A 14,226-nucleotide genomic window follows, 5' to 3' on the forward strand; every position below is an offset into this window, starting at 1 on the left:
CCCATCCCGGCAAAGGGCCGTGGACGACGCACGCCTCAATGGCGGCGGTGAGGGAAACAATGCCTGAGAACAAGAAGAAACCCAATCCGATCGACATCCATGTTGGAGGTCGAATCCGATTGCGGCGCAATATGCTGGGCATGAGCCAGGAGAGACTGGGTGAAAGCCTCGGGATCACCTTCCAGCAAATCCAGAAATACGAAAAAGGCACCAATCGCGTCGGCGCAAGCCGCCTTCAGGCGATCGCCTCGATCCTCGAGGTTCCGGTGGCCTTCTTTTTCGAGGACGCGCCGGGCGGAACGCCAGGCGAGGGCCTGTCGGAGGAGAGTTCGACGACCTATGTGGTCGACTTCCTCTCCAGCACCGAAGGCCTGCGCCTCAACCGCGCCTTCGTGCGGATTTCCGACCCGAAGGTGAGAAGCCGCATCATCGATCTGGTGCGCGCACTGGCCGCCGAAGACTAGCTGGAAAGCAGAACCACAAACGTTGCCCGCCCGCAACGCCAGCACGCATCCGGATGCTTTTTCCCGAAGCGCCGGCGCCTGCGCATGTTTGTTCGCTTGACGTGGCGTCTTGCGCACGGATAACAGATGCCGTCGTTGCCGGGGGTCTCCGGCATCTGCTTTCAAGAGGGGATACCCGTGTCACGCCAGAATTACCTGTTTACGAGCGAATCCGTTTCCGAAGGCCACCCGGACAAGGTGTGCGATCGCATCTCCGACGAGATCGTCGATCTGGTCTATCGTGAAGCAGCGAAGAAGAACGGAAATGGCGAGGCGCAGATGGACGCCTGGGAGGTGCGCGTCGCATGCGAGACGCTGGCCACCACAAACCGCGTCGTCATCGCCGGTGAGGTCCGTGTGCCCAAGTCGCTGCTGAAGCAGGACAAGAACGGCAACGTCCTGGAAGACGCCAACGAATTCCCGATCATCAACCCGTCCAAGTTCAAGTCCGCCGCGCGCAAGGCGATCAGGGCGATCGGCTACGAGCAGGACGGCTTCCACTGGAAGAAGGCGAAGATCGACATCCTCCTGCACGGCCAGTCGGCCGATATCGCCCAGGGCGTCGACAACGCCGCCGACAAGCAGGGCGAGGAAGGCGCGGGCGACCAGGGCATCATGTTCGGCTACGCCTGCAACGAGACGCCCGACCTCATGCCGGCGCCGCTCTACTACAGCCACAAGATCCTCGAACTGCTGGCCGCAGCCCGCCACAAGGGCGAAGGCGATGCCGGCAAGCTCGGCCCGGACGCCAAGAGCCAGGTCACCGTGCGCTACGAAAACGGCAAGGCCGCCGAAGTGACGCAGATCGTGCTCTCGACCCAGCACCTCGACGGAAGCTGGGATTCCAAGAAGGTTCGCCAGGTCGTGGAGCCCTACATCCGCGAAGCGCTGGGCGACCTCAAGATCGCCGACGACTGCAACTGGTACATCAACCCGACCGGCAAGTTCGTGATCGGCGGACCCGACGGTGACGCCGGCCTGACCGGCCGCAAGATCATCGTCGACACCTATGGCGGCGCGGCCCCGCATGGCGGCGGCGCGTTTTCCGGCAAGGACACGACCAAGGTCGACCGCTCGGCAGCCTACGCCGCGCGCTACCTCGCCAAGAACGTCGTGGCGGCGAAGCTCGCCGATCGCTGCACGATCCAGCTCTCCTACGCCATCGGCGTCGCCCAGCCGCTGTCGGTCTATGTCGACCTGCACGGCACCGGCAAGGTCAGCGAAGATGCGGTGGAAACCGCTTTGCGCAGCGTGATGGACCTGTCTCCGTCGGGCATCCGCAAGCATCTCGACCTGAACAAGCCGATCTACGCGCGCACGGCCGCCTATGGCCATTTCGGCCGCAAGGCCGGCCGCGATGGGTCCTTCTCCTGGGAGAAGACCGACCTCGTCAAGGCGCTCAAGGATGCGGTCGCGGCCTGACGCCGCGCTGCCCGGCATGTCTGAAGCACGGCGCACACGCTCGACGGAGGCCTTTTACGGCCGCCGTCGAGGCAAGTCGCTGAGCCCTGCGCAGGCGGGCGCGTCCGCGCGCCTGCTGCCCGACCTCAAGCTCGATCTTTCGACACAAGCCCCGTCCGATCTGACCGGCCTCTTTGCCGCGCCGGTGACTGACGTGCGCCTCGAGATCGGCTTCGGCGGCGGCGAGCATCTGCACCACGAAACCGGGCGCTTCCCGCAATCAGGCTTCATCGGCGTCGAACCCTTCGTCAACGGCATGGCGAAGCTGGTTGCGAAGATCGCTGAGGAGCCGCGCGAAAACCTGCGCTTCCACGACGACGACGCGACGCAACTGCTCGACTGGCTGCCGGATGCGTCGCTCGACGGGATCGACCTGTTCTATCCCGATCCCTGGCCGAAGAAGAAGCACTGGAAGCGCCGGTTCGTGAACGTGGCCAATCTCGACCGCTTCGCGCGCGTGCTGAAGCCGGGCGCGCCGTTCCGCTTCGCGTCCGACATAGACACCTATGTGAACTGGACGCTGCTCGCATGCCGCGACCACGGCGCGTTCGACTGGCAGGCGGCTTCCGCGCTCGACTGGCGCACGCCCTACGAGGCATGGCCCGGCACGCGCTACGAGGCCAAGGCGATCCGGGAAGGCCGCACGCCGGCCTATCTGACGTTCGTCAGGGGCTAGATTTTCGGGTCTGGCTGCGCGTGCTCCTGCACGATTTCGGGGGGGGGGGTGAACACCCCCTCCACCGCCTACGGCGGTCCCCCTCCCCCGCTTCGCAGGGGTGGACCCAGCGTTGCGGACGGCCTCAACCTCGATCCTCCCCCATTTTCATGGGGGAGGGGGACCACGAAGTGTGGAGGGGGCGTTTCAGCCGGAAACTGGGAAAACATTGCAAAAAAACAGCCGGCCCGTCTCACCCCTGCAGGGAGACGGGCCGGCTGGCATGCGGGCAATGGATGCCCGCGTGGCCGGCGGCGCAGCGAAAGCGAGGCGCGCCGTGGAGGGCGCCTTCGCAGGCTGCAGCCGCCTGGCCGCTAGAGTGCGCCGTTAGAAGCGCTTGATGCCGCGGAACTGGTCGGGGTCGATGCCGAGACGCTGAAGATCAGCGGTACGGGCCGGCCTGCGGTCGCGCGTGGCAGCCGAGACGGCGATCGCGCTTCCTACTATATCGAGGAATTCGGAAATTCCCTTCGTCAGAAATCTGGTGGACATGGTCGTTGCCTTTCGCGTTGTGCGATGCAACACAGATAGGAGGCCGACTGCCGCTGCGGTAGGCATGTTTCGGCATTGCTGGCATGCGTTTTGTGCAATGCAGCATTAACGGGACGTGAAGCGGCGCTGCCTTCCCGACACCCGTCAGTTGGTCTTCTTCTTCTCTTCGTCCTTGAGCTGGTTCCAGGCGTTCTGCTGGGAGAGCATCTGGCGCAGATAGGTCACGTTCGCCTGCGCCTGTTCGGGCGAAAGCTCGCGGCTGGCGATCTGCTCGGCTTCCTGGAAACGGCCCTGCAGCCCGACGACGAGCGCGAGGTTCTGGCGCACGCGGCTGTCGGCGCCGGGCGCATTAGCGGCCTGCGTGAGGTAGCTCTCGGACGTCTTGAGATCGCCGCTGAGCAGGTGAGACATGCCCAGATTGGACAGGATCGAGGGCTCGCCCGGCTTCATGTCGAGCGCGCGGCGATAGATCTGGCGCGCGTCGTCCGGCTTGCCGAGCTGGTCGAGGATGGCGGCTTCGGCGGACAGAAGCTTCCAGTCGGGATATTCCGGCGTCTGGGCGCGGCGAACCGCGTCGAGCGCGGGTTCGAGCTCGCCCGCCGATGCCAGCGCCTTGCCATAGGCCGCAAGCACCTGCCGCTCCTGCGGATAGTCGATGGCGAGCTTGCGCATCACGGCCAGGGCCTGGTCGGAGCGCCCGTCCATCTGGAGGACCGACGCGTAGCCCATGGCGGTGTTCATATCCTTGGGGTTCTTCGCATAGGACCGGCCGAGCCTCTCGACCTGCGAACCGACCTGTTGCGACGACATGGCGGTGGCGGGCGTGCCGGAGCCCCGGCTGATCGACCCGGTCGTAAGCTTGTCGCTGGCGCAGCCGGCAAGGGCAAGAGTCATGAGGGCAGCGGCCACAGAAGTGGCGACGCGTTTGCCCGTTGCGTTCGCGATGCGGTCGGTCACCATATGCCCGGTCCCCTGCAAATTCGCCGCCTGCTTCGGCGGCGCGTGGAAACGAGCAATATTCCGTTAACCCTAACGGAGGGTTAAAGGCGGGTCCCGGCCGGGCTACTTGCAGAGCACGGACTGGGGAAACTGGCAGGGTTCTCCCAGCGCGGTGTATCCGACCCAATCGACCTCCATCTTGATGGGCTCGGTGACGGGCGTGAACGGCCCCATCCAGTCGGTCAGCGTATCCGTGCCCCACAGGCTGAAGAAGATGCGCTGCGGATTGGTCGGGATGCGGAACGCCTCGTCGATGGTGCGGACGAGTTCGCCATTGATGAAATACTCGATCTTGTCCGGGGTCCATGTGATCGCGTAGTCGATGAAGTCGGAATCCGACGGATAGGGCAGGTCGTGGTTCTGTCCGCTGCCGATCTCGCCGTCGCCGCTGATGCCGTTCACGAAGGTCGTGGTCTGCACCTTGCCGGTGTCGCGCAGCAGGATTTCGAAGTCGATCTCGTCATGCGGCTTGCCCTGGGTGGGGCCGATATAGCTGAAGAAGGCGGCGTTGAGCCCGGACCCGGACGGGGTTTTCAGCCGTGCCTCGAACGTGCCGTGGCCGATGGCCTGCTTGGTCTGCAATGCTCCGCAGCTATATTGCCGGTCCTTGTAAGGACGGGGCGCGAAGCCGACCCGCAAAATGCCGTCCTCGATGCTCACCTGGTTCGAGGCCCATGTGCAGTTCTGGTAGGCGCCGGTCGCCCAGCCATCGGCGACGTACCAGCGCTGGGTGTTGAAAGTGTCGAAATCGTCGAAGAAGCTGGCCTGCTGCGCGAAGGCGGCAGGCGCCACGAGCAAACATGGAAAGACCGTCAGGGCATGGAGGAGGGAGGCGCGGTGCAATCCGGTCTTGTGCATCAATCATCTCTTGCTGGTGTTCGTGTTCGCGGAACCAGAGGAACGCGGCTCCGATCGTAAAAGTCAAATCTGGCCGAAAGTGGCCCTGGACAAAGAGAGGCTGCAATCACGGTGATGCCAGAAAGGGCGGATAGTCGGATCGCAAGCGCTGTCGCCGCCATGCGTGCTGCGGCGTTCGACTTGACAGGACCACCTGTTCCCGAGGCTAATGCGCGCAATCGGAGCGCGGCCCAATCCGCGATGAAAGCGACGACATGAGCATAGACGTTCTGAAGCCCGCCGATGCTCCCCCCAAGGCGGGCGTCCGCGAACCGGCCAGCCCGGTCCACATCTTCTCGCAAAGACTGTTCCTGACCCGCCTGATCCTGATCGTGCTGGTGGTCTATGTGCATTTTCCGCTGGACGTGCCGGCCGTGCGCAGCCTCAGTGCGTTGAACCCGCTCGAGCCGGCCTACATCGCCAACGCGACGTTCCTGCGGTTCTCGGTGACGATTCTGACCATCATGTCCGGCTTCATCCTGTTTGCCAGCGGGGCGGACCAGCAGGGAATGCGGACGGTGACGAAGAAGGTGCGGACGCTGCTGGTGCCCTTCCTCTTCTGGAACCTGTCGCTGGTGGCGGTGCTGTACATCGCGCAACGCCTCGGCATCCTGAGCGGGCAACGCCTTGACCTGCTGAACGCCGACGCCTCGACCTGGGCCGACGCGACGCTGGCCTGGAGCACGAGGCCGGTGAACTATCCGCTGTACTTCCTGCGCGACCTGTTCGTCATCTCGCTGATCGCCATCGCGGCCACGCGGATCGTGCGGGCCCACGTGATTCCGGTGATCGCGGTCTGCGTGCTGGTTGCCGCGTACAATCTCGACGGCAATCTCGTCCTGCGCACGCCGATGCTGATCGCGTTCTTCATCGGCGCAGCGCTTGCGATCTACAAGGTGCCTCTCGACAGCCTGGACCGAAGCCTGCCCTATTTCGCGCCGCTTCTCGTCGTGGCGTGCCTGGCGCATTATTATTATCCGAGCGACAGCAGCGGCCTGCTGATCAGCATTCTGGGCGGGCTCACCGTCTGGACGTTCACGGCACTGGTCGACAGCTCGCCCGCCATGCAGAAACTGGTGCCGTTCGCCAAATTCGCGTTCCCGATCTACCTGCTCCACGGCATCATCCTGTTCGCCGTCCTTGCGCTGGGCATCGAGATCACCAACTCGTTCGGCGGTCTCGTGCTGTGGCTGGTGCTGCCGCTGCTAATCGCTGTCGTCAGCGCCTTGCTGTTCCGGCTGTTCAGCCTGATCCTGCCGCGACTCGCATCGTTCGTGACGGGCGGGCGGGGCGCTTAGGGTTCACCACTCCGCGTTACACGCGATCATGAATTTTGCACGCTCCCCTATGGAAGCTTGAGAAGCGCGGGCGTATCTTGCCGGCATCTGCGCATCGAGGATTTTCATGCCACTGACACTGACTGACCAGCCGTCCGCCGATGCGCGTCCGGTCCACCTCGTCACGGAAGCGAGCTTCGCGTCCCTGCCGATCGACGAGGATGCCCGGCGCTGGGCCACGGCCAACGGGTTCACGGGGCAGGCCGGCCGGCTGCTCGTGATGCCGGGCAAGGATGGCGGCGTGTCCGGCGCGATCCTGGGCGTCGCCGCGGAACGCTACGGATTGTCGCCGCTCGCGACCGGCGCGCTGGCGCAGAAACTGCCCGCAGGCGCCTGGGCGCTGGCCGGCAAGGTGGATGACCCGGACCTCGCAGGCCTCGGCCTGATCCTCGGCAGCTACGCATTCTCGCGCTACCGAAAGACGGAGACGCCGGAGATCAGCTTCGCCGCACCGGCCGGGGCGGATGTGGCGGCCGCGAACCGGCGCGGCGAGGCCGTGTTTTTGGTTCGCGACCTCATCAACACGCCGGCAAACGACATGGGTCCGGATGCGCTGGAGGCGGCGGCGCGGGCTCTGGCCGAGAAACACGGCGCGATCGCGTCGGTCGTGACGGGCGACGCGCTTCTGGCGCAGAATTTTCCGATGATACACGCGGTCGGCCGCGCGGCCGCACAGGCGCCGCGCCTGATCGATATCGCCTGGGGGCCGGAGGGCGCGCGCAAGGTGACGCTGGTCGGCAAGGGCGTCTGCTTCGACACCGGCGGGCTCGACATCAAGCCGGCATCCGGCATGCTCCTGATGAAGAAGGATATGGGCGGCGCGGCCAATGTGCTCGGCCTCGCATCCATGATCATGGGCGCGGGCATGAACGTGCGCCTGCGGGTGCTGATCCCGGCCGTGGAGAATTCGATCGCCGGCAACGCGTTCCGGCCCGGCGACATCCTGACGAGCCGCAAGGGCCACACGGTCGAGATCGGCAACACCGACGCCGAGGGCCGCCTTGTGCTTGCCGATGCGCTGGCGCTGGGCGACGAGGACGAACCCGATCTGATGATCGACATGGCGACGCTGACGGGGGCCGCGCGCGTCGCGCTGGGGCCGGATCTGCCGCCGTTCTTCACCGACGACGAGACGCTTGCATCCGACCTCGCCACGGCCTCGATCGAGGTCGCAGACCCTGTGTGGCGCATGCCGCTGTGGAAGCCGTACGACCAGCGGCTTGCGTCCAAGGTGGCCGACTTCAACAATGTGAACACGGACGGCTTCGCCGGCGCGGTGACGGCCGCGCTGTTCCTTCGCCGGTTCGTGTCGCGTGCGAAGAGCTGGGCGCATTTCGACGTGTTCGGCTGGAGCCCGGTGGAGCGCCCGCATTGCCCGATCGGCGGCGAGGCGCAGGCGATCCGCGCCATCGAGAACGTTCTGGCGAAGCGGTTCAAGTAGCCCTCGATCGAGGGACCGGCGGACGCTGCCGGTTGCCTTGTCAGCGATCTGTCAGGAGCGGCAAGGCGCGGCTTTGACTTCACGCAAATGAGTTGATATCAACCTATATAGCGGCGCGGGACGCTGAACAGGGAAGAGATTGAGCATGAGCTACGTAGACGGGTTCGTCGCCGCCGTTCCCGCGGCCAACAAGGAGGCCTATCGCAAGCACGCGAGCGAGGCCTTCGCGATCTTCCGGGAGTTCGGCGCAAGACGCATGGTCGAGGCCTGGGGGGACAATGTTCCCGATGGCAAGATCACCGATTTCAAGGGCGCGGTGAAGGCCGAAGAGGGCGAGGTCGTCGTCTATTCCTGGATCGAATATGCGTCGAAGGAAGCGCGCGACGCCGCCAACGAGAAGATGATGAGCGACCCGCGCATGAAGAACATGGGCGAGACGATGCCCTTCGACGGCAGGCGCATGATCTATGGCGGCTTCGACGTGATGGTGGATACGGGCGGCAGCGGCAAGATGGGGTACGCCGACGGAGCGCTGCAGCCGGTGCCGACCGCAAACAAGGCCGCCTACAAGGCGATCGCCGACAAGCACGCGGCCATTTTCGTGGAACATGGCGCAAGCCGGGTCGTGGAGGCCTGGGGCGACGACGTTCCGGACGGCAAGATCACCGACTACAAGCGCGCGGTGAAGGCAAAGGGCGACGAGACGGTGGTCTATGCCTGGGTCGAGTGGCCCTCGAAGGATGCGCGCGATGCAGGGTGGGAGAAGGTGATGGCGGATACGCGCATCCACGGTGACGTCATGCCCTGCGACATGGAGCGCATGGTCCTTGGCGGGTTCACGACGCTCGTCGATGTAGCGGCCTGAGTTTGCCTCACAAAGACTACAGCGGTTCCGAATGAGGTGGGATCGATTTGGACGCCCCCTCCACCGCCTTCGGCGGTCCCCGGATCCAGGTTGCGGACGGCCGCAGCGCTGGATCCTCCCCTGCGGAGCGGGGGAGGTGGCCCGGAGGGCCGGAGGTGGTGTTTCCGCGAAAGCCTGACATGATCTAAGAGACCGGTGCCCACAGCGCCTCGTTCCGTTTTCAAGAATGAAACGGATACGAAACGATTATCCGCTATTCCTTGGCGATGGCCATCATCTTGCGCCCAAGCCAGTCGTTGCGCCTCTGGCAACAGGTCACACTCGCCGAAGTGCGCGCCGACGCGCATGACCTCACCATGCGCCAGATGGCGATTTTGCTGAGCGTCTATCTCGATCCGCCGCCGCATACCGTGCGTGGGCTTGCGGCGCGGTTGGGCGTGACCAAGCCGGTCATCACGCGGGCGCTCGACACGATGGGGGCGCTCAAACTACTCTCGCGCCACCGTGACGAAACCGACAAGCGCAATGTCCTGGTCAAGCGCACGGTGGACGGCGCGCTCTTCGTCGAGCGTTTTGGCGACGTGGTGATAGACAAGGCGGCGGAGCTACCCCTTTGAGCGAATTGGACAGACGCCTGAACGCATTCAGGCCCGACCTCGCGGACTCTCGGTTGCGCGGGCAGATCGACGCCGCCGACTTTACCCCCGGCCGCGCCGGGCGCGTCATTGCACCGGTCGTCAACATGCAAAACGCGCCAAGGCCCGATGCCGGCCTCGATACCCAACTTCTGATGGGCGACGAGGTGATGGTCTTCGACGAGGCGGAGGGCTTCGCCTGGGTGCAGGCAAAACGCGATTTCTATGTCGGCTATGTGTCGGACGCGGCCCTTGCCGCTCCCGCCGACGCGGCCACCCATGTCGTGGCGGTGCCGAGAAGCTTCGTCTATCGCGAGCCGGACATGAAGAAGGGCGCGACCTCAGCACTTTCGCTCGGCAGCCGGCTTACGATCGTCGATGCAAGCACCGTGCGCGGCACGGACTACGCTATCCTCGAAAGCGGGGAGGCGGTTGTCGCAAACCATGTCGCCCCTGCCGGCAACGTGTTCCCGGACTTCGTTTCGGTAGCGGAACGGCTTGAGTGGACGCCCTATCTGTGGGGCGGCACCAGCGCGTTCGGCATCGACTGCTCCGGCCTTGTGCAACTGTCGATGCGCATGGCAGGCAGGGACGTCCTGCGCGACACCGACATGCAGGAAGGAAGCATCGGCGAGCCGCTCGATATCGGCGACGACCTCGCCGGCCTGCGACGCGGCGATCTCGTGTTCTGGAAGGGGCACGTGGCGATCATGACGGACGAGCGCAACACGATCCACGCCAACGGCCACACGATGACGGTATCGCGCGAACCCCTCGCCGACGCCGTCGCGCGGATTGCCTATCTCTATGGAAAACCGACCGCGTTCAGGCGGCCCTGATCGGCGCGTTTCCGGGTGTTCTGAACGTGGGGTGCGAATAAGACCCCCTCCACCGCCTGCGGCGGTCCCCCTCCCCCATGAATGGGGGAGGATCCAGGTCGCGGACGGCCGCGACGCCGGTTCCCCCTGCGAAGCGGGGGAGGAACTCATTTCAGTGCATCATTTCTTTTGGCGTATTTGTCGCGCGCGAGGATGAAGTCGCGGCTCCAGACATCAATCGAATGATCACCGCGATCTAGCATTTCCTGCAGAAAAGTGTCCGATTCAACCTTATCTACCCGCACCCGCTGATTGCGAGGATATTCCGCCCCAAAGGCGGTAATGAGTTGGGTCATTATGGCCGCGTAGTGGTGTAGTCCCATCTCCTGCAACGCATCGCGAACACAAGGAGCTAGAGCGCCGGATGAGTTCTCGAAGAACTGAGGAAGACCGCCGTTGGCGACTTCCCCGTCGAAAATAGCCGTCGCGTAGAGGTAGATATAAGGCAGCCCCAATCGCTCCACTGTTCCCGGAATGAGCTCGTCTTCGACAGAAATTCCGCGCGCCGCCTGCTCGATCGCTTGTTCGAAAAGCCAGTCATCAAGCGAACCAAGATCATCGTACGGCGCTGTCATCATCACTCCAAGTAATCGAGCTATCTACGTAAGGTTGTAGATACGATGAAACTACGAAGCCATCAAATGCCCTATAGTTGTGGAATCGACGCAGCCCGAGATTTGAAGGTGGGAGCGAAATAACGCTGACGGTTTTCTGCCAGAATTGAACCGCCTCAGTACCCTGCGTCGCGGTTGACGAGGTTCTGCAACGGTTCGCCGCGTTCGAAGCGCGCCATCTGCTCCAGCATCGGCGGAGCGAGATAGGCGGGGTCGGATGTCGCGGCCGCGTGCGGCGTGACGAAGATTCGCGGATGCGTCCAGAGGGGGCTCGGCTCCGGCAGCGGCTCCACCTCGAAGACATCGAGGCTCGCTTCCTTCAGCGTGCCATCGTCCAGCGCGCGCAGGATATCGGCTTCCTTTTGCAGCTTGCCGCGGCCCGCATTGATGAGGATCGCGCCGCCGAGCGCATTGTCCCGGCGCAGGCCGCTCAGGAGTGCGTGGTCGATAATGCCTTCGGTCGCGGGCGTGTGCGGCAGGAGCACGACGAGGATGTCCGTCGCCGCCAGGAAATCGGCTAGGCCGTCCTGCCCGCTGAAGCCGGTGACGCCGTCGGTCGCTTGCGGCGTGCGGGTCCATCCATTGACACGGTAGCCCAGCGCAAGCAGCGCCTTTGCCGAGGCGCGTCCGAGTTGCCCCAGGCCCATGATGCCGACCGAGATGTCGGTCGCAGGCGGCTGCGGCGGCTCGAACCAGACCTTGCGCGGCTGCTGCGCGCGGTAGGCGATGCCCTGGCGATGATGGTCGAGCACCCGCCAGACGACATATTCGGTCATGTACTGGGTGAGATTGTCCGCGACGACGCGCACGATCGGCACGTCGGGAAGCGTCGGATCGGCGAAGATATGATCGACGCCGGCGCCGACGGAGAAGATCACCTTCAGGTTGGGCAGACGCGAGAGCACGCCGTGCGGGTGCTTCCAGACCACCGCGAAATGGATCGAGGGGTCTTCCGCGCCCTCGGGCTCCAGCACGACCTCGCGCTCCCCTGACAAGAGTTCCAGCCAGCGGCGCGGATTGTAGCCGGTGACCGACAGGAGGATGCGCCCTTGCGAGGACGATGCCATGGGATGCTCCGTAACTTACTGGTTGACCACGCCGGCCGGTGCGGTGGCGATGTCGAACGCCGCCGCGATCAGAGCCTTCGTATAGTCGGTCTGCGGCCGCTCGAAAATCTGCTCGACCGTGCCGTATTCCACGACCTTGCCGTTGCGCATGACGATGACGTCGTTCGACAGCGCGCGCACGACCTTGAGATCATGGCTGATGAAGAGATAGGCGAGGTCGTGCTTGGCCTGCAAATCGCGCAGCAGGTCGACGACCTGCGCCTGCACGCTCATGTCGAGGGCGGATGTTGGCTCGTCCAGCATGACGAAGCGCGGCTTGAGCACCATGGCGCGCGCTATCGCGACGCGCTGACGCTGCCCGCCGGAGAACTCGTGCGGATAGCGGAAGCGTGTCGCGGGATCGAGGCCGACCTCGTTCAGCACCGCCACCACCTTGTCGTCACGCTCGTCGGCGCTGAGCTTCGGCTCGTGGATCTTCAGCCCTTCCTCGATGATCTCGGAGACCGACATGCGAGGGCTGAGCGAGCCGAACGGGTCCTGGAACACGATCTGCATCTCGCGCCGCAGCGGCCGCATCTGCTTGAAGGAGTAGGCGTCGATTTCCTTTTCGCCGAGCCTGATCTTGCCTTGCGACGAGATCATGCGCGACAGCGCGAGGCCGAGCGTCGTCTTGCCCGAGCCGGATTCGCCGACGACGCCGAGCGTCTGGCCGGCGCGCACCGTGACATCGACGCCGTCAACCGCCTTCACGTGATCGACAGTCTTGCGGAAGAAGCCCTGCTTGATCGGAAACCAGACCTTGATAGCATCGCCGGTCATCACCGTCTCGGCGTCGGGCTGCGGCGCAGGCGCCTGTCCCTTGGGCTCGGCTGCGAGCAGGTGCTTGGTGTAGGCGTGCTGCGGGTTGGCGAAAATCTCCTTCGTCGGACCCGTCTCGACGATCTTGCCCTTGGTCATGACGCAGACGCGGTCCGCGATGCGGCGCACGATGCCGAGATCATGGGTGATGAACAGCATCGACATGCCGTTCTTCGCCTTGAGTCCGGCGAGGAGCTCGAGGATCTGCGCCTGGACCGTGACGTCGAGCGCGGTCGTCGGCTCGTCGGCGATCAGGAGTTCGGGCTCGTTGGCGAGCGACATGGCGATCATCACGCGCTGGCGCTGGCCGCCCGACATCTGGTGCGGATAGGCGCCGAGGCGCTTTTCAGGCTGCTGGATGCCGACCTCGTTCAGAAGTTCCAGCGTGCGCGTGCGTGCCTGTTTCTCACCCATGCCGCGATGAATCTTGAGGATTTCGCCGATCTGCTGCTCGATCGTGTGCAGCGGATTGAGCGAGGTCATCGGCTCCTGGAAGATCATGGTGATCTTGTTGCCGCGGACCTTGCGCAATTCCTTCTCGCCCTTGGCGAGCAGGTCGTTGCCGTTGAACAGGATCTGGCCCGACGGGTGGCTGGCCGACGGATAGGGCAGGAGCTTGAGCACCGACAGCGCCGACACCGACTTGCCCGAGCCAGATTCGCCGACGAGCGCGACCGTCTCGCCCTTCGCGATGTCGAAGGAGATGTGATCGACGGCGAGCGTTTCCTTGCCGCCTTGCGTGAAGGCGACGGACAGATCGCGGACGGAGAGGAGAGGGGCGGTCAAATGGCGGCCTCGACATCGGTCTGGCGGAAATCATCGCCCTTGAAGAGCAGCGGTTCGTTGCGCGCCTTGGACAGCGCATAGGCGAAGCAGTCGCCGAGGTTCAGCTTCGCCGGGTGATTGCCCTTGCCGAACCGACGGTAGGCTTCGCGGGCGAGTTGAGCTTGTTGTTCTGTGACTGCAACGATCCGCACTTCGAACTCCGACAGCAAGACATCGAGCTCCGGTCCCTTGGCCGGATGCCGCCTGTCGTCGGCGCGAACGGATGCCTCAAGATAGTTAACAGGCGATATCGCCAGTTCCGGCGTCATCAGGAGCAGGTCGCGAAACTCAGCTTTCTCCGGTTCGTCAAAGAGAACGGCGAGGATTGCCGAAGCATCCACGATCACTTCGGCAACCCGATCTCGTCATAGAGATCAGAATGATCGCTCGTCACGCCGGGTGCGGTTGGACCCGACCGGCGAATTATCTCCTCGATCCGAGCCTTACGTTCTTCGAAACTCGATTCTCGCTTCAATCGGTCCAATCGCTCCTTAAGAGCGGTCAGTACGGCCGAAGTCAGCGTCTCACCAGTATGATTGGCGATTTCCTTGGCGATCCGTTGTGCTTCGTCGCTTTTGATGTTCATGCCCATCGCGACCTCCATGGTAGAAAACAGATTAAGTTATACCACATTCCACC

The 14,226-nt window shown here is 64.0% G+C and carries 16 protein-coding genes; 8 read left to right on the plus strand and 8 right to left on the minus strand.

Features of this window, described 5'->3' with window-relative positions; translation table 11 throughout:
• Nucleotides 1–59 precede the first annotated feature (59 nt).
• The 3 genes from AAFN55_RS03035 to AAFN55_RS03045 all read left to right on the plus strand — a co-directional run bounded on the left by AAFN55_RS03035 (nucleotide 60) and on the right by AAFN55_RS03045 (nucleotide 2,640).
• Nucleotides 60–464, plus strand: coding sequence for a helix-turn-helix transcriptional regulator (locus AAFN55_RS03035; RefSeq protein WP_347797406.1), 405 nt, complete (start codon nucleotides 60–62; stop codon nucleotides 462–464).
• 177 nt (nucleotides 465–641) lie between these two features.
• The gene (gene metK / locus AAFN55_RS03040; protein WP_347797407.1) at nucleotides 642–1,925 is read left to right on the plus strand and encodes a methionine adenosyltransferase; all 1,284 of its coding nucleotides are present in this window, start codon (nucleotides 642–644) and stop codon (nucleotides 1,923–1,925) included.
• 16 nt (nucleotides 1,926–1,941) lie between these two features.
• Complete coding sequence (locus tag AAFN55_RS03045; protein ID WP_347800166.1) at nucleotides 1,942–2,640, plus strand: tRNA (guanosine(46)-N(7))-methyltransferase TrmB; 699 nt, start codon at nucleotides 1,942–1,944, stop codon at nucleotides 2,638–2,640.
• A 366-nt stretch (nucleotides 2,641–3,006) separates the two neighbouring features.
• Here the strand turns inward: AAFN55_RS03045 and AAFN55_RS03050 are convergent, their stop codons facing one another.
• The 3 genes from AAFN55_RS03050 to AAFN55_RS03060 form a co-directional block, all read right to left on the minus strand.
• The gene (locus AAFN55_RS03050) at nucleotides 3,007–3,171 is read right to left on the minus strand and encodes a hypothetical protein (protein ID WP_347797408.1); all 165 of its coding nucleotides are present in this window, start codon (nucleotides 3,169–3,171) and stop codon (nucleotides 3,007–3,009) included.
• A 144-nt stretch (nucleotides 3,172–3,315) separates the two neighbouring features.
• Nucleotides 3,316–4,131, minus strand: coding sequence for a tetratricopeptide repeat protein (locus AAFN55_RS03055; RefSeq protein ID WP_347797409.1), 816 nt, complete (start codon nucleotides 4,129–4,131; stop codon nucleotides 3,316–3,318).
• 102 nt (nucleotides 4,132–4,233) lie between these two features.
• Entirely contained in the window at nucleotides 4,234–5,028 is a 795-nt protein-coding gene (locus AAFN55_RS03060) for a family 16 glycosylhydrolase (RefSeq protein WP_347797410.1), read from the minus strand.
• Between the two features lie 254 nt (nucleotides 5,029–5,282).
• On the opposite strand from AAFN55_RS03060, the gene AAFN55_RS03065 reads away from it, so the two are divergent.
• The 5 genes from AAFN55_RS03065 to AAFN55_RS03085 all read left to right on the plus strand — a co-directional run bounded on the left by AAFN55_RS03065 (nucleotide 5,283) and on the right by AAFN55_RS03085 (nucleotide 10,184).
• The gene (locus AAFN55_RS03065) at nucleotides 5,283–6,365 is read left to right on the plus strand and encodes an acyltransferase (RefSeq protein ID WP_347797411.1); all 1,083 of its coding nucleotides are present in this window, start codon (nucleotides 5,283–5,285) and stop codon (nucleotides 6,363–6,365) included.
• Nucleotides 6,366–6,471: 106 nt separating this feature from the next.
• Entirely contained in the window at nucleotides 6,472–7,845 is a 1,374-nt protein-coding gene (locus AAFN55_RS03070; RefSeq protein ID WP_347797412.1) for a leucyl aminopeptidase family protein, read from the plus strand.
• A 145-nt stretch (nucleotides 7,846–7,990) separates the two neighbouring features.
• Nucleotides 7,991–8,710, plus strand: a complete 720-nt coding sequence (locus AAFN55_RS03075) for a DUF1428 domain-containing protein (protein WP_347797413.1) — start codon at nucleotides 7,991–7,993, stop codon at nucleotides 8,708–8,710.
• Between the two features lie 266 nt (nucleotides 8,711–8,976).
• Nucleotides 8,977–9,327 (plus strand): MarR family transcriptional regulator, encoded by a 351-nt coding sequence (locus AAFN55_RS03080; RefSeq protein WP_347800167.1) that lies wholly within the window; start codon nucleotides 8,977–8,979, stop codon nucleotides 9,325–9,327.
• Nucleotides 9,324–10,184, plus strand: a complete 861-nt coding sequence (locus tag AAFN55_RS03085) for an NlpC/P60 family protein (RefSeq protein WP_347797414.1) — start codon at nucleotides 9,324–9,326, stop codon at nucleotides 10,182–10,184. Before AAFN55_RS03080 ends, AAFN55_RS03085 begins: the two co-directional genes overlap by 4 nt.
• A 146-nt stretch (nucleotides 10,185–10,330) precedes the next feature.
• On the opposite strand, the gene AAFN55_RS03090 is transcribed toward AAFN55_RS03085, so the two are convergent.
• The 5 genes from AAFN55_RS03090 to AAFN55_RS03110 all read right to left on the minus strand — a co-directional run bounded on the left by AAFN55_RS03090 (nucleotide 10,331) and on the right by AAFN55_RS03110 (nucleotide 14,179).
• Nucleotides 10,331–10,798, minus strand: coding sequence for a DUF4375 domain-containing protein (locus AAFN55_RS03090; protein WP_347797415.1), 468 nt, complete (start codon nucleotides 10,796–10,798; stop codon nucleotides 10,331–10,333).
• A gap of 155 nt (nucleotides 10,799–10,953) precedes the next feature.
• The gene (locus AAFN55_RS03095) at nucleotides 10,954–11,904 is read right to left on the minus strand and encodes a glyoxylate/hydroxypyruvate reductase A (RefSeq protein WP_347797416.1); all 951 of its coding nucleotides are present in this window, start codon (nucleotides 11,902–11,904) and stop codon (nucleotides 10,954–10,956) included.
• A 15-nt stretch (nucleotides 11,905–11,919) separates the two neighbouring features.
• Nucleotides 11,920–13,548: an ABC transporter ATP-binding protein gene (locus AAFN55_RS03100; RefSeq protein WP_347797417.1), complete on the minus strand. Its 1,629-nt coding sequence runs from the start codon at nucleotides 13,546–13,548 to the stop codon at nucleotides 11,920–11,922.
• Nucleotides 13,545–13,928, minus strand: a complete 384-nt coding sequence (locus tag AAFN55_RS03105) for a type II toxin-antitoxin system VapC family toxin (RefSeq protein ID WP_347797418.1) — start codon at nucleotides 13,926–13,928, stop codon at nucleotides 13,545–13,547. The genes AAFN55_RS03100 and AAFN55_RS03105 overlap by 4 nt, the downstream gene beginning before the upstream one ends.
• 2 nt (nucleotides 13,929–13,930) lie before the next feature.
• The gene (locus AAFN55_RS03110) at nucleotides 13,931–14,179 is read right to left on the minus strand and encodes a type II toxin-antitoxin system VapB family antitoxin (RefSeq protein ID WP_347797419.1); all 249 of its coding nucleotides are present in this window, start codon (nucleotides 14,177–14,179) and stop codon (nucleotides 13,931–13,933) included.
• Between the last annotated feature and the right edge of the window lie 47 nt (nucleotides 14,180–14,226).

It is taken from the genome of Mesorhizobium sp. CAU 1732 (assembly GCF_039888675.1).
GTDB lineage: Bacteria > Pseudomonadota > Alphaproteobacteria > Rhizobiales > Rhizobiaceae > Aerobium.